Annotated in this window: 16 protein-coding genes; 8 read left to right on the top strand and 8 right to left on the bottom strand. The window is 65.1% G+C overall.

The features are described from left to right. Window positions 1–94 precede the first annotated feature (94 nt). Both ACIBHX_RS38365 and ACIBHX_RS38360 read left to right on the top strand, forming a co-directional pair. A complete protein-coding gene (locus tag ACIBHX_RS38365; protein ID WP_397072357.1) occupies window positions 95–982 on the top strand; it encodes a phosphorothioated DNA-binding restriction endonuclease in 888 nt (295 codons plus the stop codon). Between the two features lie 370 nt (window positions 983–1352). Continuing rightward, window positions 1353–2915 (top strand): alpha/beta hydrolase, encoded by a 1563-nt coding sequence (locus tag ACIBHX_RS38360; RefSeq protein ID WP_397072356.1) that lies wholly within the window; start codon window positions 1353–1355, stop codon window positions 2913–2915. 27 nt (window positions 2916–2942) lie between these two features. On the opposite strand, the gene ACIBHX_RS38355 is transcribed toward ACIBHX_RS38360, so the two are convergent. Beyond that, entirely contained in the window at window positions 2943–3224 is a 282-nt protein-coding gene (locus ACIBHX_RS38355) for a hypothetical protein (protein WP_397072355.1), read from the bottom strand. A gap of 162 nt (window positions 3225–3386) precedes the next feature. Here ACIBHX_RS38355 and ACIBHX_RS38350 point away from each other — a divergent pair, with 162 nt between their 5' ends. From ACIBHX_RS38350 to ACIBHX_RS38335, 4 genes are read left to right on the top strand one after another with little or no spacing between them, the layout of a single operon-like run. Next, window positions 3387–3992: a CGNR zinc finger domain-containing protein gene (locus tag ACIBHX_RS38350; RefSeq protein WP_397072354.1), complete on the top strand. Its 606-nt coding sequence runs from the start codon at window positions 3387–3389 to the stop codon at window positions 3990–3992. 10 nt (window positions 3993–4002) lie between these two features. Further along, window positions 4003–4617 carry a beta-ketoacyl synthase N-terminal-like domain-containing protein gene (locus tag ACIBHX_RS38345; RefSeq protein WP_397072353.1) on the top strand — a complete coding sequence of 205 codons (615 nt, stop codon included), beginning with the start codon at window positions 4003–4005 and terminating at the stop codon, window positions 4615–4617. After that, window positions 4584–4751 (top strand): phosphopantetheine-binding protein, encoded by a 168-nt coding sequence (locus tag ACIBHX_RS38340; RefSeq protein WP_397072534.1) that lies wholly within the window; start codon window positions 4584–4586, stop codon window positions 4749–4751. The genes ACIBHX_RS38345 and ACIBHX_RS38340 overlap by 34 nt, the downstream gene beginning before the upstream one ends. A gap of 26 nt (window positions 4752–4777) precedes the next feature. Continuing rightward, window positions 4778–5851: a branched-chain amino acid aminotransferase gene (locus ACIBHX_RS38335; RefSeq protein ID WP_397072533.1), complete on the top strand. Its 1074-nt coding sequence runs from the start codon at window positions 4778–4780 to the stop codon at window positions 5849–5851. A 350-nt stretch (window positions 5852–6201) separates the two neighbouring features. Here ACIBHX_RS38335 and ACIBHX_RS38330 read toward each other — a convergent pair whose 3' ends face one another. After that, complete coding sequence (locus ACIBHX_RS38330; protein ID WP_397072352.1) at window positions 6202–7068, bottom strand: S1 family peptidase; 867 nt, start codon at window positions 7066–7068, stop codon at window positions 6202–6204. A 317-nt stretch (window positions 7069–7385) separates the two neighbouring features. Further along, entirely contained in the window at window positions 7386–7652 is a 267-nt protein-coding gene (locus tag ACIBHX_RS38325) for a hypothetical protein (RefSeq protein WP_397072351.1), read from the bottom strand. A gap of 192 nt (window positions 7653–7844) precedes the next feature. On the opposite strand from ACIBHX_RS38325, the gene ACIBHX_RS38320 reads away from it, so the two are divergent. Continuing rightward, window positions 7845–8849, top strand: a complete 1005-nt coding sequence (locus tag ACIBHX_RS38320; RefSeq protein ID WP_397072350.1) for an alpha/beta fold hydrolase — start codon at window positions 7845–7847, stop codon at window positions 8847–8849. An 84-nt stretch (window positions 8850–8933) separates the two neighbouring features. On the opposite strand, the gene ACIBHX_RS38315 is transcribed toward ACIBHX_RS38320, so the two are convergent. The 4 genes from ACIBHX_RS38315 to ACIBHX_RS38300 form a co-directional block, all read right to left on the bottom strand. Then, the gene (locus tag ACIBHX_RS38315; protein ID WP_397072349.1) at window positions 8934–9491 is read right to left on the bottom strand and encodes a caspase domain-containing protein; all 558 of its coding nucleotides are present in this window, start codon (window positions 9489–9491) and stop codon (window positions 8934–8936) included. Then, complete coding sequence (locus tag ACIBHX_RS38310) at window positions 9488–9832, bottom strand: hypothetical protein (RefSeq protein ID WP_397072348.1); 345 nt, start codon at window positions 9830–9832, stop codon at window positions 9488–9490. The genes ACIBHX_RS38315 and ACIBHX_RS38310 overlap by 4 nt, the downstream gene beginning before the upstream one ends. 1158 nt (window positions 9833–10990) lie before the next feature. After that, window positions 10991–13822 carry a TrlF family AAA-like ATPase gene (locus ACIBHX_RS38305; RefSeq protein ID WP_397072347.1) on the bottom strand — a complete coding sequence of 944 codons (2832 nt, stop codon included), beginning with the start codon at window positions 13820–13822 and terminating at the stop codon, window positions 10991–10993. 1078 nt (window positions 13823–14900) lie between these two features. After that, window positions 14901–15443, bottom strand: coding sequence for a hypothetical protein (locus ACIBHX_RS38300; protein WP_397072346.1), 543 nt, complete (start codon window positions 15441–15443; stop codon window positions 14901–14903). A gap of 930 nt (window positions 15444–16373) precedes the next feature. On the opposite strand from ACIBHX_RS38300, the gene ACIBHX_RS38295 reads away from it, so the two are divergent. Continuing rightward, window positions 16374–16664 carry a hypothetical protein gene (locus ACIBHX_RS38295; protein WP_397072345.1) on the top strand — a complete coding sequence of 97 codons (291 nt, stop codon included), beginning with the start codon at window positions 16374–16376 and terminating at the stop codon, window positions 16662–16664. Between the two features lie 342 nt (window positions 16665–17006). Here the strand turns inward: ACIBHX_RS38295 and ACIBHX_RS38290 are convergent, their stop codons facing one another. Continuing rightward, complete coding sequence (locus ACIBHX_RS38290) at window positions 17007–17690, bottom strand: hypothetical protein (RefSeq protein ID WP_214325945.1); 684 nt, start codon at window positions 17688–17690, stop codon at window positions 17007–17009. Window positions 17691–18887: the final 1197 nt, after the last annotated feature.

Below are 18887 nucleotides of genomic sequence, written 5' to 3'. Positions count from 1 at the left end.
GGCGACTATAAGGTGCGGCCGGCTACGGCGATATGCGAACGTCGACAACCGTATGTCCTGACGTGGCCGGAAGATCGTCCTACACTGGCCGACCGTGGACTGGGTTGGGCGGGTCGCCGAGATCCGGCGCTGGACCAGAGGCGGCGAGCGGGCACCGCACAAGCCGCTCCTCCTCCTGTACGTCCTGGGCCATTTCCAGCGGCACGGTAACCGGCCCATCCCGTTCAGCGCCGCCGAGGCCGAGCTCAAGAAACAGCTCAAGGAGTACGGCCCGCCCCGCGACACCAGCCCGGGCTACCCGTTCCACCACCTGACGAACGACGGCCTGTGGTTGGTCGACACCCGCCACGGCCCGGGCAGCCCGGGCCCGGAACTGGGCCGGTTGCGCGACAGCCAGGCCAGCGGCCGCCTCCATCCCGATCTGGCCCGCGCGCTGTCGGATGAGCAGGGGCTGCTAAGCCGGATCGCCCGCTACCTCCTCGACGCCAACTTTGCCCCGTCTCTTCATACGGACCTGTGCATGCTTGCCAGCCTGGACCTGGAGACGCCGGAAACCGGCCGGGAGCTCAGAACACCGCTGGCCGTACGCCGTGATCCGGGCTTTCGCGACCGGGTACTCATGGCGTACGAGTACTGCTGCGCGTTCTGCTCCTACGACGGCTGGCTGGACGGCGCTGTGGTCGGCTTGGATGCTGCGCACGTGCGCTGGTGGGCCTTTGACGGCCCCGACGAGTTGGCCAATGGACTGTGCCTGTGCGCCATCCACCACAAGCTGTTCGACAAGGGCGTCCTCGGACTGACTACGGGCCCGACCATCGCCGTCTCGGCCAAGTTCGTGGGCCGATCGGAGGCCTCCCGCGGCATGGTCCTCTCCCTGGCCGGACGCCGGGCGCGCGAGCCCCAGCCGGGCCTGGACGCCGTCGATCCGGCCCACATCGACTGGCACGGCCGCCAGGTCTTCCGCACCCCCGCCCGCGGCTGAGGTATACACCGTCGTGTCGGCCGAAGAGCCGTAGCGGCCCGCTGGCGTCCTGACGCGCGGAGCATGATCTCGACGCGGGTTCGGCGGCGCCGTCTCAGGCGCCTTCGACAATGCTCCACAGCATGCGTGGCCGCCCGGCGACCACCACGCCTGCACCGGGGTGCAGACCATTCACAGCGCCGGTACGGCGAGCGGTGGCACCGAGCGGATCGGCGCCGGTGCGCATCGGGAGACCCGACGAACGCCTCCGGCTGGAGACGGACGAGGGAATGTCCATACGGTCGATCTCGGTCGACCATATGGCCGATAAGGATCAACCGCGCGGAACCCTAGCGTCGGTGACGACATCATCCGACAAGGGGGGCTTTCTGTGCGTGCACGAAAGATCGCCACGGCCGTCGCCACGAGCGCGACGCTGATGGCGGGGATGGCGGTCACCGGCCAGGCGTCGGCAGGCGTCACGGGTGACGCCGGGACCGACGGGCCGGCCCGGTTTCACCACCGGACGCTCAACTGGCACGGCTGTAAGACCGGGCCGAACGACGAGACCGGTGGGGCACTGGACGCGGCGGGCGCCCAGTGCGCCGAGGTCACCGTCCCGCTGGACTACCGCAGGCCCCAGGGCCGGAGCATCACAGTGGCGATCTCACGGATCAAGGCAACCGACCCCGCCAAGCGCCGGGGCGTCCTGCTGATCAATCCCGGAGGCCCGGGCGGGAGCGGGCTGCAACGGGCGCTCCTCGGCAAGTTCATGCCCGCCGTCGCGGCCCGCTACGACCTGATCGGGATGGATCCGCGCTTCGTCGGCCGCAGCACGCCGATCCACTGCCGGTGGATGACCGACACTCCCACCCGGTCGGCCGGCCCGACCCGCCGCACCTTCAACGAGAGCGTGGCCCTCATGAAGGAACTGGCGGCCGGGTGCGTCCAGGGCAACCGTGACCTGCTGCCGTACGCCACCACCCGCAACACCGCCCGCGACATGGACGTCATCCGCGCCGCGCTCGGCGAGCCCAAGCTGTCCTACCTCGGCTACTCCTACGGCACCTACCTGGGCGCCGTCTACACGCAGATGTTCGGCGCCAGGGCCGACCGGGTCGTGCTGGACAGCGCGGTCGACCCGGACGTCTACGGCCCCGATCTGCTGTCCGGGAACGGCCCGGCGATCACCGCCGCGCTGAAGCACTGGGCCTCATGGGCCGCCGCTCACGACGCCGAGTACGGCCTGGGCGCCACCGAGGCCGAGGTCCTGGCCACCGTGGAGCGCGTCAACCAGGCCGCCACCCGGCGCCCGCTGCGGGTCGGCGAGTACCGGATCGACGCCCACCACGTCCCCTACCTGCTGTTCATCCGCCTCTATGACGACAGGGCGGAGGCGTACGCCGGCTTCGCCGCGGAGGTGCAGGTGCTGGCCGACGCCGCCCGCGGCGACGCGGTCACCGTCCCGGCGTCGCTGAAGGAGACCCTCGACGGCCTGTTCACCGGCTCGGGGGCAGCTGAGGACCGGGCGGGAACCCCGATCCTCTGCGCCGACCGGGCCGCCTCCCGCGACCTGGAGACCTACTTCCGCGACATCCAGGCCCACCGCGCCGGTGAGCCGCTGTTCGAGCCGATGACCCGCAACATCAGTCCCTGCGCCTTCTGGCCGGCCACACCGGTGGAGGCGCCCACCACGATCGGCAACGACGCCCCGATGCTGATCGTCGGCGCCGATGGCGACCCCGTCACCCCCAACCCTGGCCAGCGAGCCATGCACCGCGCACTGGCAGGCTCCCGCATGATCACCCTGCGCGGCGCCTTCCGCCATGGCGCCTACCTCGCGGCGGGCAACGCCTGCGTCGATGCCACCGTCAACCGGTATCTGGTGGACGGCGTCCTGCCCGACGGCGACACCACCTGCGACAAGGACAGCGCCCCGGCCAGGCGACGCTGAGCCGTACCCGCGTCCCATGGTGACCCGTCACCATGGGACGCGGGCATCAGTCTCGGGCAGGATCGCGGTGGCTGAACCTGTCTGCCGTACCTGAGCGAGGGCGGATTCGGTGGCGCGGTGCGCTCGGGCGCTCGCTGCGATCTTCACGGCGTTGTCGCGCAGGTATCTGAACGTGAAGCCCGGCGGGCCGCCAGCGATCGTCACGGCCCTCATCCGTTCGAGGCGACACAGCACCCCGGTCAGCGGCAGCGCGACCTCGGTGACCTGTGAGCATGCAAGGGAGAATCCCTGACCTGCCCAGAACTTCATGAACTCGGGCTGGCGCCTCAACGGGACTGTGGGTGTCGGGCTTCCGGCTGCCCTGGGCGCACATCCACGGTTGCCTCACCGGTAAACGCCTCTAGCAAGTGTTAATCACACCTTCTATCCTTCTGTGCTGGTGACGTAATTTGCGGAGGAACCTTGGTAGACGTGAGTGCGCCCGAGGGTGCCGAGCCGGGTGCCCGGCGTGCCGCGCCGGGCACGCTGCGGCTCGTTCAGGCCTTCGTGAACACCTTCGACTGGGAGGCGCGGCGTGATGCCCTGTCCTCCCTCGACGGCCTGCACGGTTGGCTGGCGGACGAGCACCTGGTCGAGCCGGAGACCGAGATCGGCATCCTGGCGCTCCGGCAGGCCGCGGCGGTGCGGGAGGGCCTGCGCGCGATGGCCCGCGCCAACAACGGCGTGCCACTCGATCAGGAGGCACTGGCACTCATGGACATGACGATCCAGGAACTCCGGATCGCCATGTCCCTCACCTCCGAGGGCTCGCTGACGCTCGTCGCGCCGTCACCCTTCGGGCAGGCGATGGCTGAGATCCTCGATGTCGTGCGCACCGCGATGGACGACGGCCGCTGGCGGAGGATGAAGGCGTGCCGGCGGGATGTCTGCAGGTGGCTCTTCTACGACGGCTCCAGGAACCAGTCGAGCCACTGGTGCACGATGGACATCTGCGGAAACCGGGAGAAGAGCAAAAGCGCCTATCACCGTCGCAAGGACCGGCTGGCAGGTGAGTCGGTAAAGGCTCCGAAGGCCTGAGGACTTCGCAATGGCACACGACATCGGCGATATCGCGATCATCGGGATGTGCGTCCGTCTGCCCGGCGCCCGCGACTACCGGGAATACTGGCGAAACCTGTGTGCGGGCCTCGAATCCAGCTCGTCGATCACCGTCGAGGAGTCACTGAGGGACGGGGTCGATCCGGCGATCCTCTCCCACCCCAACTACGTCAACAGGAGCGCGCTTCTCGAGACCGCGGAGCTGTTCGACGCCGGCTTCTTCGACATGACTCCGCGCGAGGCGGATGTCCTCGACCCGCAGCATCGCCTCCTCCTGGAGTACGTCTGGGAGTCCTTCGAGGACTCCGGGTACCTGCCAGTGACCTTCGACCGCGACGTGGGCGTCTTCACCGGCCGTACGGCGAGCAACTATAAGGACTGGCTGCTCCTCAACCACGAGGACGTGGACATGCCCAGCGCCTACTCCCTGCACCTGGCGACGGGACCCGAGTTTGCGGCGACCCGGATCTCCTACAAACTCAACCTGCCCCGCGGACGGCGTGCTCGCGCACCTCCGCTCCCTGGTCGGCTGCTCGGCGTCGGCCCGACGACGTCGGCGCGCATACGTCACTGTTCGAGCTCGGGTTCACCTCCTACTCGGTGATCGAGGCGAACGAGGGGATCAAGCGTGACTTCAGGATCGAACTGCCGCTCAGGCGGCTGTATGAGGACCTGACCACGGTTCAGTCACTGGCCAAGCACATCGCTGCTGAGAAACAGGAGGTTGGCGCGGAATGAAAGTGGAAGTCGAGTTCAGGCGCACCATGAACCCCGAACCCGCCGGCGCGGAGCGGGTGGCGGAGATCCAGCGCGATCCGGGGTTCGGCAGGTATTTCACCGATCACATGGTCACCGTGGCCTACGACCAGGACCGCGGCTGGCACGATGCGAGCTTACGCCCGCACGAGTCGTTGGGCCTGCCGCCGGGGACCGCGGTCTTCCACTATGGCCAGGCCGTCTTCGAGGGGCTGAAGGCCTACCTCCAGCCGGACGGCTCCATCGCCAGCTTCCGGCCCGAGGCCAATGCCGAACGGTTCCGCGCCTCGGCACGGCGGCTGGCGATGCCCGAGCTGCCGGAGGAGGTCTTCCTCGCCTCGCTCAGGGAACTGGCCGAGACGGACAGGCACTGGGTGCCGGCCGAGAACGGCAACTCCCTCTATTTCCGTCCCTTCATGATCGCGACCTCCGTTGGACTCGGGGTGACACCGTCCACCGAGTACATCTATGTCCTGATCGCCTCGCCCGTCGCGTCCTACTTCACCAGCGGGGTGAAGCCGGTGAGTGTGTGGCTCTCGGAGGAGTACGTGCGGGCCGCTCCCGGCGGGACCGGCTCGGCCAAGTTCGCCGGCAACTACGGCGCCGCGTTCATCGCGCAGGAGGAGGCGGTATGGCACGGCTGCGACCAGGTCGTCTGGCTGGACGCGGTGGAACGCCGGTGGGTGGAGGAGATGGGGTGCATGAACCTCTTCTTCGTCTTCGGCTCGGGACCGACGGCCAGAGTCGTGACACCGGAGCTGAGCGGCTCGCTGCTGCCGGGGATTACCCGGGACTCGCTGCTGCGGCTGGCCAGGGACGCCGGTTATCGTGTCGAGGAGCGGAAGATCTCGGTTGACGAGTGGAAGCAGGCGAGCGCTTCGGGAGACCTCACCGAGGTGTTCGCCTGCGGGACGGCGGCCGTGGTTACACCCGTGGGCACGGTCAGACACGCGGGGGGCGAGCTGGTCATCGGGGAAGGAGAACCCGGCCCCGTGACCACCCGGCTGCGCCGGCGGCTGACCGAGATCCAGACCGGCGTGGCACCCGACCCCCACGGGTGGATGCACACGCTGCTGCCCTGAGCCGAAGGCACGGATCATCGCGCTGTGGAGCGCACCCGGGTGCTGCTCCACGGCGTTCCTCAGGATGATGCAGCAGCGCGGGGACTGCCGGCGAGTAACCACGCGTCCTTGACCCGTGGTTCCGCCCGGCTGGGCCGCCCTGACGACGCCGTCCACACCCTCCCTCTGGTGTGCGCCTTTCCTCTTTGGTGGTGTGGAGGAGTTCGTGATGGCCAAAGCGTGCCGGTCGCCCGGTGTGGATCATCGTCGGCTCGGCAGGACTGCGCTAGCGGCGAATCTGCGGACCCGTACTCCAGAGGTCGCCGCAGCGAGACAGATGGGCCTGGAACGTCGCCAGGCCCTCCTGATGCCTAGTAGATGTTGACGCCGTAGGCCGACAATGCGGCCCTGACCGGCTGGAAGTAGGTGATCCCGCCCGATCTGCAGTCGCCGCTGCCACCCGACGTCAGGCCGAGTGCTTTGGTGCCGTCAATGAACGGGCCGCCGGAGTCGCCGCCTTCAGCGCATGCGTTGGTCTTGGTCAAGCCCCGTACGGTGCCACCACTCTGGTAGTGGACTGTCTGGTTCAAGGCCAGGACCGTGCCGCTGCGCGTGCCAGTGGTGCTGCCGCAGCGCTGTACGCTCTCGCCGACGACGGCGTCATTGGCTGTTGCGACGTCCTTGCCGCACGCGGTGCCCGGCTTGGAGATGCCGGCATTGTCGTAACGGACGATCGCGTAGTCACTGCCAGGGAACGTGGCGCCGGTGACCGAGCCGAGCAGGGTGTTATGGCCGGCGTCGGCATACCAGGTACTAGCCGCCTTGCCGCAGTGACCGGCGGTGAGGAAGGAGTAGGTGCTGCCGCTGACCACGTTGAATCCGAGCGAGCAGCGGTACTGGCCACCGTAGATTGCATCGCCGCCGGCGATGAATTCCGTGAGTGTGCCCGGCATGTATTCCACTCGGACCGCCGCGCCGAATCGGGCGACCACGGCGCGGAGCCGGCCGAACGTGGAGGCGGCGACCACGTCGTCGTAGTTCACGACGACCTGGTCACCATCGACGCCGTAGGCGGTTCCCGGGATGGCGGCGTGGTCGAGCGCGGCCAGGATCTCCGTGGGGTTGGGAGCGTTGGCCGCCTGGGCGGAGGTCGTGGTGGCGACGAGCGTGCCTGCAGCGAGGATGGTGGTCGCGAGGATTCGGAGGATGCGGCGGGGTAAGAGGGGTGTCAACCTCACTCAAGCCTCCTGGGAGGAGGGCGCTTTGGCGCCCTACGACGTATGGGCAGGGGTCCCCTGTGCGCGCATGTTCCCATCGAGGCAGAGCCCTGGCAATAGCCGACAAAGCCTCCGAAATATCACGTAATTGGCAATATTCCGGCACTGGCGACTCACCATGAGCGATGCTGTCGCGCACGCGGTCGCCGAGCGGAAGGCCCGATGCGACGATCAATCTCTCGGTGAGTATCTGTCATGGGTCTGGCCGAGATACGGACGACTGCGCCAGGCGGGGAGCAGAACCTTTTGCATGGCTCGGCCGATCACGCCGGCCTGGTCTACCGAGTCGTCGGGGAAGATCCCTGAAGCGGCGATGACGGTGTCGCCCGCGCTCTGGAGCAGACGGCGAAACTGATCCGGTCCATGTCCAGGCCCGTTCGGGTGAAGGCGATGTCGGCGGCGGCGCGTATCAGTGCCTGGTAGGTGACCAGCAGGGCGTAGACCTCCTGCTCGATGCCGGGGATGGTACGCAAGCAAGGACGCATGGTGGCTTTGATCGAAAAGTAGGTGGTCTCGGCTTGCCTGCGCTCGTAATAAAGCGCCACCAGCCCGGCGGTCGGTCAGGCTGGTGAGCAGCCCCACTGCTCGCTTCGGACGGTGCCGTCCGCGAGGGTGATGGTCGCACCGCCTTATGGCTTCCGCGCCGAGCCTGTGATTGACGACACGCAGGCTGACTGTCACGTGGAGTCCGGCAGGCCCGTCCTCTCTCCGAACAGTAGAGAGAAGAGGGCGAGCCAATGCTCACTGACGACGAGAATCCCGCGAAACAGCCGGAGACGACTCCACAGAGGCGAGGACCGAGCCGCGCGCTGAAAGGGGTCGCCGCGCTTCTGGCCGGGTTGGTCGCGGCGATCCTCACGCTGGCTTACGCGTGGCAGCCCCCCGAGGAACGGGATTTCCACTCGTCCTGGTCGGTGGATTCGCACTTTGTCGACACGCCGGTGGCCCGCTTCCACTACACCAAGGCAGGGAAAGGCTCGCCCGTTGTGCTGCTTCCCGGCGGCACACTGTGGAGCTACACCTATCGCGACACCATCCCCGCCCTTGCCAAGGATCACACCGTGTACGCGGTCGACCCACCCGGATACGGATACACGACCGTCCATGACGAGGACTTCGGCTACGACGTGCAGGCGATGGCCGATGCCCTTTCCTCGTTCATGGATGCCGTCGGCGTACCGCGGGCGTCCATCGTCGCCCATTCACTCAATGGTTCCGTGGCTTTGTATCTCGCTGAGACCCGGCCCGAACGTGTGGACAAGCTCGTCCTGATGGCGCCCCTGGGGTTGAACGCGCCGGTCAACTTCAATCTCGAGCTGATGCGCGTGCCGGTGATCGGTGAGGCGGTGACCAAGCTGATGGGCCGATCCACTTTCGCCTCCGGCCTGTCGGGCGCCTACGCGCGAGGTGAACGGATGACCTCCCGAGTCGTCGATGAGTATTGGGCGCCACTGAGCCGCCGACCCAACCGTAAGGCAATGTGGAAGCAGGTCCGTATGATCGATCTGTCGCTCGTCGATCGGAAACTTGGCGACATCCGCGCTCCCACACTGATCCTCTGGGGCGACAGGGACGAGTTCGTCTCCCCTGAGCAGGCTGACCGGCTGCGGCGGAGAATTCCTGGATCTACGCTCCGACTGTTCCCCGGCCTGGGGCATGTCCTCCACGAGGACGCGCCGGCTCTCGTCAACCTCGAACTACTCGCCTTCCTGGACACCGACGGCGTCAGGCCGAAGCGTTAAGGGGGACTGTACGGTTTTCGCGTGACGCTGCGAGCCGCACCGTCACCACCGAATCTGCGACAGTGCCCTAACTGGACACACCCGTTAGAGCTCCAGCCGTCCTGGCGTGGCGGGTGGAGTATAGACAGCGAGCGTGGGCCATAGAGGAGCAGGGCCGCTCACGCTGGCCATGTTGGCTATTAGCTCATTGTCCTCAGTAGGTCCCATGGCGCCACCCAACGCCCTCCCGCTGTAGCAGCAATCAAGGATCACAATCCTATTGCGTGCTCTGCTTGAGCGGAGTTCGTTTCTTACATGCTCGTAAGCCACGGCATTGTAAATGCGGTCGAGGTCGGCAGTGGGTGTCGTGAGATAGAGGTCACTGCCGTTCATTCCCAGTAGGCCGTGTCCTGCGAAGTACACGATTAGGGTGTCTTCTGCGGCAGCTGCTGCCGTCTTGACGGGCCTGATCATCTCCTCGGCGACGGTCGGGTTTGAGATTACAGTGCAGTGATCTGATGGGAGCCCCCATAGTTCTTCATCCTGCAGCAGCCCGCTCAGAGCGCGTAGATTATTCTCCACTGCTGGTAATCGGGGCATGGCGTCGTACTGGCTCGTCCCGATCAGAACTGCACGGGATTTTGCGACATTGGAAAGCCTCAATCTTCACTCTCCAGAGCCTTCGCCATCTTTATAGCATCATCAATACTCATGCCAGTAATCTCTACCCGCACGTCTTCGCGCTTTATGACTACAGTCGGCCTGCTACGCCGTGTTGCGGCCCACGAGGCAACCGTCTGGATGAAGCCTGGGAGTGCTAGGCCGCTCGTCACTAGCAGGGTTATGAGGTCGAGGGTGTCTCCCATATCTCCTGGCTTGACCTCTTGCTCGCTCAGGCTTATTTGTGAACTCTGGCGAATGACTGGTTCGTCCCGTAGCCATTCATAAAGAGAGCGCAGCTCTTGGTCTGCCTCGGGTGCGATTACAGAGAGTTCTAGCTTCACGTATTGGCCTTTCGCGGTCGGGGTGGTAAGTATGGCAACCTGCTACTAGACAGGCAAATCCCCAGCAATGGTGCAATGGCTACGAAATGTTGCACACCGGGTGTTACTGGGTCGAATAAGTCGGGGATCACCTGGGTGGAGCGTTGAGCAGTCGCTCCGGGTGCAGGGTTGCCCGGTGGAGGTCCCAAGGGCATACATGCGATCAGGGGTCGCTGGCGCGGCCTGCAGTGTGTGCGGGCAACGGAGGGCGAAGCGTTGTCGCTTCCGTGTACCTCTCTCTATGGGCTACCCGTCGGGCTGTATGGAGGGTGCGCATAGGCCTCACACTCACCAGCGTCCCCAAGCTCGCCCTTGACTACAAGCGGCAAGCTGCCCCAGGTAGGGGGCAATGGCGAGATGCCCCGAGCGCCTACGGGATCGGGTGGTAGAGGCACGTCCGCCCTCACGTTGGCGTCCGAGGGCTCCGAGGCAGCCGTCATGCGAGCCCCATCGACACAGGATGGGGATGCGTCTCTGGGCCTTTTGCTGATGCGGTGAAGGTCAAGGATGGCTGTTCGGCCAGGTCCAGACCTGTTTGAGCGGCACAAGATCGTCCCGCAATAGTCCCGCGATCTTCGTCCTAGGGCTGCATTTGGCTGCCTCTGGTGGCCTGGAAAGCAAGAGAGCTGCGGCTGAGAAGCCGCAGGTCAGAGGTGTTTTCGATGGTGCCCCCGGCGGGGTGCAGCGCAGATGGGCAGCAAGGCTCTCACGTCGTCGGTCGACAGAAACTCACGATATCCGAGAGCTTCCAGCTCGGTAGGACCCGCTGATTATGAGTCAACGACCTATGTGTCGGGCGCGGCCTCAACGTCCGTCTTCGTATCGCTACGCGCATCAATGCCGGTTCCGGAATGCCGAGGTATGACGCCCTGTAATCCGGCGTACCGGTAGCCGAAGAGCAACCACCGAGCAACCCCGGGTGCGACAGAACGGCCTTGACCATTCAATAACGATCGGCCTAGCCCTTTGATCTCCTCGCAGAGGAGGCACTTCAGGCCAGGCTCCGCACAGTGGGTGTCGGCAGCGCTGAAGGAGTCTAGCGAGGGCCGCACCAGCGGATCTAGCGCACGCGTCGAGTACTTTGAGCTCCCGACGCCGCTGGAGGCGGATCGCCGGGCCCTACTCCAGAGCTTGGACGGTCGATGGGCCGAGACGCAGGCGCACCGCTGCTTGCTGGTACATGCTGAGCTCGTTGGAGTACTGCTTTCCTCTACGGACGAAGGCGTTTACGCCACCTTCCATGACATTCTGGACGTCTACCCGGACTTCCGGGACGTCGATGGGACCGATGTGTGGACGACCAGTCGATTTGACGCGAATTGCGCCCTCTATATTCTCAAGGACGATGATCCGGTCGGCGTTCCCCAGCACGGGGATGTTGGGATTGTGCGTGATGACGATCAGTTGACGCTTCCATCGGCTTTCTCGAAGCTGCGTGACGATCAGTTCGGAGATCAGCGACGTGTCGAGGTCGTCTTCTGGCTGGTCGAGGACAAGCGGCTCGCCGCCGTGATGCAGGACGAAGCTGAGCATCGCAGCGCTACGCTGTCCGGGTGAACCGTGCGCCACATCCTGCCAATCGTCGTCCTGATGGGGGTCACCGTCGTGCTTCAGGAAGCGCATGGTGACCACGTCGTCGGCCATGGTGGTGGCGACCCTGATGCGCAGGGCTCGGTCCATGCCGCTCCACTTGTTCCACCAAGCCGTGCGCGGGCGTTCTCCCGTGTCTTCCTGAATTCGCCGCGCCACCGCGGTGTACGAGTTCGACATGAGGGCCCGCCTCCAGAGGTCAAGCCGTTCCTGAAGTGCATCGCTCGGCCCTTGCCACAGCCACCTAGCTAGCATTCGGGCATCCTCGATGTACCCGTCCGACCGTAGGTTGAGAAGCTGGCGAACAGTTTGCTCCCACCCATACCAGTCAGTCTTCGGACGCAGATGGAACTGGAGGGTATGGCTATTGGCCCGGATCCGATCGACGAAATGCAGGCGTCTCTGGCTGCGTCGGGTGTAGACGAGATCGAGTGCGTTCCAGCTTTCCCGCACGCGTAGCTGGAGATCGGGCACGCTCGCGGCGAGAGTGGCAAGTTGCTGCAGCCGCCGTGAGAGCGTGACGTGCTCTTCTCGAAGAGACAGATACTGCTCCGGGTTCACCCCGATCTCGCGGAGCTCGGCCTGGTAGGCCGCGTCGTCGGTTCGGGCTGCCTGCACTGTGTCGGCCCAGGCTCCTTCCCGCCGCGCTGCCTTAGTTTGGGCCGCTTTCCCTCGCGCGCGTGTGAGCGCGGAGGCCAGTTCCTCCCGGAGGTCTCGCCGGATGGCGATGACGTCTTGATGGTGTGGGTTGCTGATGCCGTCTTCGTCGATCCATAGGTCGCGCTCGACCGTCTGGAGCAGTTGCTCGATGGATCGCTCCAAATCGGCCGCCGCCGCTTCCACGAACTCGTGCTCGCGCAGGACGGCTTCATTGGCCTGACGCCGTTGAACAGTTGCCGGATTGTCGAGGTGGGCAACCTGCCGGCCCAGTTCCTCAGATCGCGCCTGCAGCTCTGGCTGCTGCTGGAGCTCAGCCTCTACCTGAAGTTGCCGGCTGACGAGGTTTTGGCAGTCGTTCTCGGCTTTCGTGAGTTCGGTGCTGAAATCGGCCTGTCTGCCATCACCGGAGGCGTCCAGTCCCTCATCGATCAGAGCGAGCAGGTGACGTGAGGAGGCGTAGGGATCCTCGACTTCGGGAGCGACACGTTCATACAGTTCCTTCTGGCTGAACACGCGGACGGGGAAGCGGGTGGGGGTGTCACCCGAGTCACGGCTTGTGATCCCCCCGCCTTCCTGTGTCCAGCGGGCGGTCTGGCGCTCGCCGGAGACGGGAAGGCGGTGGACGGCTTCAAGCTCTGCGTCCGCGAACACTCTCCGATAGAACTCCTCGAGATCAGTTTTGACCTTATCCGGCAGGCTGGCCGTTTCTCCGTAGAGCCGTCGAATCCCGGAGACAACCGTGGACTTGCCCGATCCGCGCCCTCCGATCACGACGTTGAGTCCGGGAGAGAATTCCAGGCTTAGGCCTTGGGTGGAGTTTCCGAGCCGACCACCGAGGGAGACGAACTCTAGCCATGGATGGGTGACCAGGTTCGGATCGCGTTCGGGGTACTTCTTGAGCCGGTCATCCCAATCGCAGATGATCCGCGAGTCGTAGTCCAGGAAGGCCTGGCGAAGTCCCTCCAAGGATGGCTCGGCCATCCGAATCCAGGTGAATCTGGATCCGAGCGAATCCAGACTGTAGGCATCGGACGTACTGATGAACGCGAGCCGGTCGAGGCAGGGGAAGTCATCGAGTTCCCGATTTCGGAATCGCTGATTCCAGGCAAGCTGTGATTTGTCAGCGGAGTATCGGCCAACGTCTATGGCAGAGAGGTTCTCATCATGCAGTGCCTGCCACCGACCAGTCCCTCTGACGGTCTTCTTCGAGGCGAGTCCGTTGTCGTTGAAGGCATGCGGGGCGACAGCGATCCACCCGGGTGGCAGCTCATGAAGGATCTGGTGAATGGTCCGCGGGGCAGGAGCGGGCGTCTGATCTGAGGGGTTGAACCTTGGATAACGGTCGTCGAAGCCGCAGACCTTGGCGAGGAGAATATCTATGTCGAGTGCCGTCTTGTCGAGGTTCCCGATGAGGAGGAGGTGCGCGCCGTCCGAGCCGGTTCCGGTAGTGATCTCCACACCGGGGAAGACGACGATGCCGACCTTAGCCCCTGCAAGCTGCATCTCCTCCGTCCATGCCCCCGTGTGATGATCGGCGAGGGCGACGACCTGGATCCCACGCTCCTTGAGCCTCGCCATGTAAAGATCGGCGAAGTCGCGTCTGTCCGCCTCGTTATTCAGATTCCCTGACCAGCCGGGAGGCATCTTGAAGTTCCATCCGGGGGTAGCGACCTGAAGATCACACTTGAACCATTGAGACATGTAGTTCCCTGAGGGAAATGTGGGGGCGATCGGAGTGGAGTAACGAACGAGGCTACACGTCCAAGGGAGCCACATCAGGCCAAATGGCTGGAGGGAGGCAATTCGCCCGGTCTTAAGTTTGCAGATTCGTCGCAAAGCCCATCAAAACACTCTTTCCGGACTTTCCGGACTATTAAGCCACTCGGGAGATTCTGACGTGCTACGTGGAGGCTGCAGCGATCTCTAACACGACACCCACAAGCGTTTCGTTAAGCAGGGCGAGGATGGAGGATCCTATGAGAGGAGAGCAAACGATCACGCACGGACCCCGCTCGGGAGAGCGGAGGGTCAAAGCGGCGCCGCTTGCGCCGCAGTGGAGCATGCGCCACGGCATAGGTCGATCGCTTCTTGGCCAAGACTGAAACGAATCCCCAGGCATGATGCCTGTCTTGAGCTCGCTGGCGTAAGCCCGTGTGTCTCGCGAACGCGGGCGCTAACGTCCCGGTCGCCGAGCCTCGGCCCGCCCTCGTCGGCCATGTCAGCGCGGGGTTGCCTGGTAGCTGCGAATCGCGATCAGGTCCAGCGGGAGCCAGCGTGCACTGATCTGGCGAAGGGCCACCGCTCGGTCTTGGTCACGAGGAGGACGCTCTCGATCCGGTAGAAGCGACTGGCGAGTGATCGAAAAGTCCAAAATTGTCGGCGGCTCCAGGTACAACTAGTGCTGTGACGTTCAGTAACGGCCCCCTTGAGGACGAGACCTGTAAGACCTTCGTCCTGCCCGCCCTGATAGATGACTCCTCCTGGCCTCGTGAACGGGTCAAGGCCCAGTATCCGATCAACAGGGGTAGGATCCAGCCGACCGCTCGCCGTCACCGTCAGGGTCGGCCCTTGATTGCCGACTATGCGGAACCGTGTTCCGGCTTAACGCGGTCGGCGGCAGGCCGTGGGTTCAGCTCTGGCCTGGCCCGGGGAGATCCTCGCCGTCGTTGCCGCAGAGGAGGAAGGCGAAGCGGTCCAGGTTGTCGGCGTACCGCTCGACGTGTAGAGACACCGGTGTGGGTAAACGTGCAGAGCTGTAGCCGGAGACCTTCCGTGCCGGTCACCGATCCTGAGGACCGGGGGGTTCGGCGCGGGCGAGGATCGTGTCGATGATCGACTGAAGCGAACCGGTGGCGTCGACGATATTCACCCCAAGCGCCCGCATTCGTGCCTGATAGGCCGGCAGCCAGCGGGGAAGCTGGATGCGGATGTCGCCAGCGCGGCCGAAGTCGTTGTCCCGGGTGGGGTCATCGAGCCGCCGCAGCGTGGGCTCGTCGATCTCCAGCAGGAAGATGTGGCGGAAACGGTCGAAGAAGTCGGCTTCGTTGTTGGCGTTGCCGCACATGTACAAGGTCGGACCAGTGCGATCGGCGGTGGTCAGGATCTCTTGCAGCCGGATCGGGTCCCACTCCCACCGGTGCCGGCCCAGCCAGTCGAGGTCGGGGACGTCCGGGCGGCGGACGACCTGCCCGGCGTGGTCGACCCAGCGGGCCAGGGTCTGATCGGCGTCCGCGTCGATCGACCATTTGCCGCGCCGGGCAAGCTCGGCGGCGATTGTTGTCTTCCCCGACCCGGAAAACCCGGTGATCAGCACCGCAGGCATGGCGGTCACGGTAGAGCATGCTCCGAAACGACGTCCAACGGAATTTCGGAGGGCGTCCTGTCTGTTGGCGGGGTGGCCAACGTAGGCCAGGAGCGATGGCGACAACCTGGCAGGGTCTGCGGCGAGTCGATGGCGTCGGCGATGACGAGCAGGATGTCGGACCAGCACCGCCCCTTCGAGGTCGGTGAGGATCGCAACATCTTGTTCGTCCCGCAGGAGGCGCCGAAGGTCTGCGTGTCACGGGCCTCTGAAGGTCGGCGACGGTCGCAAAACGATGCGGAGGCCGCATGGCTGCGTCGCGGCCGCGAACCTCCTATGGAGGCGATCAGGACCTATCGTCCTGCCTCAGGCCTTCCATCGAAGAAAAATCAAACTTTGGGATCGACATCGTGACCGTTGGCCGACGTTAGTGCATTCGTCCAACATCGATGTTCACGGGTCGGACGAGGCTTTGCGGATTGGGAGCCGTATGGGTGTTGAAGTGGTCAACCCGCGTGGCCATGTGTCCAAACTCTGGGAGGGGATCTGGCTGCTTGGTGGCTGAGGCTCAGATTCGGTCACCGGCTCGGAGGTGTCGTCGGTGGGTATCCCAGTGGACAGTGGCAAGCCGACCCGGAGCGCAGGGCCGTCAGGCCCGAGACATCCGATCGGCGGCGGTGTCAAGCGTGTTCGGTCCGTGGTGGCCGGTGACGCTTGCGGCGGGCTCTGATCAACGAGATGGGGCGTCGACGGCTGCCGCGGTTCGCGGGGGTCTGGGGGCGGTGGAGCCCTCAGGGCTTGGGGCGGGGAAGGCGATGTGCTCGTTGTAGGGCTGGCGGGTGGTCAGGCAGTGGAACAGACAGCCGAGGAAGCGGTTGTAGAGGTTGCGCAGTGCCGCGGAGTGCCGGTCACCGCGTTCTTTGCGCCGGTCGTAGTGGGCGCGGGCGCCGGGTGAGGCGGTCAGGCCGGCAAACGCCCTACTCCAGCTCGGCCTACTCCTACGTCTGGCAGGAAGCCCGCCGACAAGCCTTCACCACGGCTCAGGTCGCCTCGTCCCTGGCATCCCGGCCGTACGACCTGCGCCACGCGGCGGTCTCGCTCTGGCTCAACGCGGGTGTCCCGGCCCCCGAGGTTGCCAAGCGCGCTGGTCACAGCGTGGATGTTCTGCTCCGCGTTTACGCGAAATGCATCGACGGCCAGCAAGACCACATCAACGGCAAGATCAACGATGCCCTCGACTGACTTATCCATGTCCGCCTCGGCCCCGGCCTCACCGCTGGGGCCTTCTGCTTTGCCGTACCTCTCCCGGCCATTTCTCTCCCGATCCTCGACGGGACTTCAGAAGCCGTTGTCTTACCGAATGTAGTTCCTGCGTTTCCGCTGGTGAGCCCAGGGGTGTTCGCAGCGAACGCGGTTTACGTCCACGTCGCTGGCCCACAATTGGGCGCCGGAGTGCGGGCGTTCCTTCCGCACGACCATCCCCGTCCCACGCGTCCTCGCCGACGGTGCCGTCGGCTTCGACGGTCGGGGTCCACGCGCTCGCGGGAACCCCGAACCGGCACAACAGCGCGCCTGGGCGGGTGCCTACCGCAGGACGGGCCTGCCCTCAAGTACCGCCTTCAGGATCTTCAGGCTGTCGCAGATTCTGTCCTCTTCGAGGAACTCAGGGAGGACCGCCTCCGCCACGCTGGCGACCTTGCCTTCCCCGCCGAGGTAGACAGCGGCATTGGCTCCCTCGGCGTACTCGTCCAGGTGCCCGCGAACACAGGTGTCGGTCGTTGGTTTGCCGGCGAAGTAGATACAGCCCCGGCCGCCCATCTCAAGCCAGGTATGTGCAGACACCGGCCCTTTGACGACGAGGGCGGCCGGGTCGTACAGCGAAGTCGCGAGAAGGTTCCGGACGGTCAAAGACCGGCCGACGAACAGGCAACTGTCCCAGAGGCACACCAGATCCTGTGCCACGACCGAGCCGGTGACGTAGAGCGAAGTGTAGACGTCCGCGTTGCAAAAGGTGATGGGACCGCTGACGGTTAGATCGCCATCGATGACGTAGACCGTGTCCTCGTCCTCGCAGGGCGTGTTGCCCAGCGCCAGCGCACCGTCGATCGTCAGGTCACCGCGGTGGACGTAGAAATGCTCGGGTTCCTCACCGAAATAGTCGTCGACATCCCAACTGGTGCGGTTGCTCGCTTCGGCCATGTCGTACTGCTCCAGCGCCTCCTCAACTGGCACGGCATCCCAGTTTGCGGCGGGCGATTCGAGAAACATGCCTCTCCCTTTCGACAGTGGGGTCATCGGCGGTTGGTCGCCGCCGCAGCGTTCGATAGCTGCCGTGATCCTCCCTCACAGCTACGACAGCATGCTGACGGGCGATCCGAGTGAAGGTCACTTCTCCGAGTTCCTTCATCCGAGCGTCGCCCGTCGCAGGTCGCGATCCGTCCGAGCCCTGCTGCCGAAGGCGTCGATCCCGAGGTCCAGACCTGTCGCGGCGTTGTCAGACGCAGGACGTAGGCTCCCGGTCCGATGAGGTGCGACTACAGGCGTGGCACATGCGAGATGACGGCTGGCGACGGGACTGTGAAACTGGCGGCGTTGTGGACCGGGGCCAGGCCCAAACTGCGCGCGGACCTGTTCGCGGTGCTGGAGGGGTCGCTGCTCCGGCGCAGCTCGCAGGCCAACACCGCATTTACCGACACCGATCAGTTCGTCCGTCACCTTCGGCGGGACTCCGCGAAATCCAGTACCGCAGCGACCTGATCGACGGATGCCTTCAACCGCTGGGCTGAGGAGTCGGTCCGGAGCCGATGTCTGAGCGAGCCGGGTTCTGTATCAAGGCTGAATTCGGCTCGCTTGGGGCGAAGAGAGGTGGGCACGGCCACCGGTGCCGTGGGGCCGACGAAAGGAGGCTCTGCGGCGGCGATCGCCCCGGCCGCGTACGGTCCTCGGCCACCGCCAGCGATCGTCACGGTCTCACGAACCACCGACGAAAAGGGTCCGGTGACCTGGGCAAACAGCCTTAAGATCGGTTCGCATATGGTTCGCGATCAATGGCGTACGGCTGCATTTGGCTGCCTCTGCCCTGTCATCGAGCGCTGTCAATGGACATCAATAAATGCAGGTCAGAGGCCAAAACGCCTGGTCAGATGCGTGCCCCCGGCAGGATTCGAACCTGCGGCACCCGCTTTAGGAGAGCGCGGACGATGCTGCTTGCGCGCGAAGGGTGACCTGCAGGAACACGGTGCTGGGCACCTTCGGTGCGTATGATCATCCCGCGCATGTCCCGTGAGCCTTGCTGACGACGGTCGCCACGTCATCCGATGGCAAGCCGACCCGGAGCGCAGGGCCGCCAGGCCCGAGCACCGGAAGCGGTGCGGCGTGCGCCACGAGGCGCTGTTTGACCGTGCGGAGGTGAAAGGCCTTCGCCGATGGCCCGTCGTAGCGGGTCGTGTGAAGTGGGAGGCAGCC

The sequence above is a fragment of the Nonomuraea sp. NPDC050536 genome, assembly GCF_044457685.1.
GTDB lineage: Bacteria > Actinomycetota > Actinomycetes > Streptosporangiales > Streptosporangiaceae > Nonomuraea.
The sequence above is the reverse complement of the archived record's forward strand: the minus strand, read 5'-3'. Positions and strand labels throughout refer to the sequence as shown.

Coding starts and splice junctions, on each gene's coding strand:
- ACIBHX_RS38305 (WP_397072347.1), bottom strand. CDS start 13,822: ATGTCTCAATGGTTCAAGTGTGATCTTCAGGTCGCTACCCCCGGATGG.
- ACIBHX_RS38300 (WP_397072346.1), bottom strand. CDS start 15,443: ATGCCTGCGGTGCTGATCACCGGGTTTTCCGGGTCGGGGAAGACAACA.
- ACIBHX_RS38335 (WP_397072533.1), top strand. CDS start 4,778: ATGAACCCCGAACCCGCCGGCGCGGAGCGGGTGGCGGAGATCCAGCGC.
- ACIBHX_RS38290 (WP_214325945.1), bottom strand. CDS start 17,690: ATGTTTCTCGAATCGCCCGCCGCAAACTGGGATGCCGTGCCAGTTGAG.
- ACIBHX_RS38320 (WP_397072350.1), top strand. CDS start 7,845: ATGCTCACTGACGACGAGAATCCCGCGAAACAGCCGGAGACGACTCCA.
- ACIBHX_RS38345 (WP_397072353.1), top strand. CDS start 4,003: ATGGCACACGACATCGGCGATATCGCGATCATCGGGATGTGCGTCCGT.
- ACIBHX_RS38355 (WP_397072355.1), bottom strand. CDS start 3,224: ATGAAGTTCTGGGCAGGTCAGGGATTCTCCCTTGCATGCTCACAGGTC.